Genomic DNA, 1,008 nt, shown 5'->3' on the forward strand with positions numbered 1-1,008 from the left:
ATTATTGCCTCGGTGGTCTTACTGTCACTGTTTACGATAGCAATCGTGCAAGCGATGGATAATAAACCGGATAAAAATGCTGAAAATGATTCCCTGGGTGGACTTAAAATTGGTGCAGCGGCACCAGATTTCTCCCTAAAGACGCTCGATGGCAAGCAGGTTAATTTGTCGGACTATAAAGGGAAAAAAGTAATGCTGAACTTCTGGGCTACGTGGTGCCCGCCTTGTAAAAAGGAAATGCCAGATATGCAGAAATATTCGCAACAGGCAGGAGATGATGTCGTCATCCTAGCTGTCAACATTGATCCGGAAAATGATGTACAAGCATTTGTTGAGGATAATGGCATCACTTTTACCATTCCTTTAGACAGTCAGAGTGCAAAAAACCCGGTAAATGAGCGTTATAAAATTCTTAGTATTCCGACGACGTACTTTATCGACAGTAAGGGTATTATCAGAAATAAAGTTATTTCAGCGATGCAGCTTAAAGATATGGAACGAAACATCAATAGCATCAAGTGACGGAATCCTTATGGGGTTCCGTATTTTTTTATATAGTTGGTATTGATTTAGCTTATATGTAACAAATTTGTCATAAATTAATTGAAAAATCAAAAAAATTATTAAAAATAAGGTTAATGCCTATGAAAATGGGTTAAAGTATAGAGGGTGATATAAAGGGGTGTTTATAAATATAAATAACTGATAATTATGACAATTTAAAGAATTCGCACCATATAGTCATAATTTTACGTTAATTGGGTAATGCTGAACATTATATTATGAACAAGTAGGTGAAAAGCATGAAAAAAAGAAAACGGACGTTTGAAGAATTGATTAAAGAAAATAAAAAAGAATTGTTGATGGACGTTAAACAAATGGAAAGACTTGAAGAACGACTTGAGAAAAAACATATGCAAAAGGCTGAATAACCATTATAAGGGCTTTCTTTCGAAAAAAAGAGCCAGCACATTGAACTGCACCCCAATTGTTAGACAACATCTAATA

Annotated in this window: 2 protein-coding genes; both read left to right on the top strand. The window is 35.0% G+C overall.

Going from position 1 to position 1,008, the window contains the following annotated elements:
- Positions 1 to 522, top strand: a 522-nt coding sequence (locus AC1DUW_RS30380; RefSeq protein WP_477644384.1) for a TlpA disulfide reductase family protein, incomplete at its 5' end; no start/stop codon positions are given.
- Positions 523 to 803: 281 nt separating this feature from the next.
- Complete coding sequence (locus AC1DUW_RS30385) at positions 804 to 932, top strand: FbpB family small basic protein (protein ID WP_081108788.1); 129 nt, start codon at positions 804 to 806, stop codon at positions 930 to 932.
- Positions 933 to 1,008 lie beyond the last annotated feature (76 nt).

The organism is Peribacillus sp. P4_C12 (assembly GCF_056402095.1).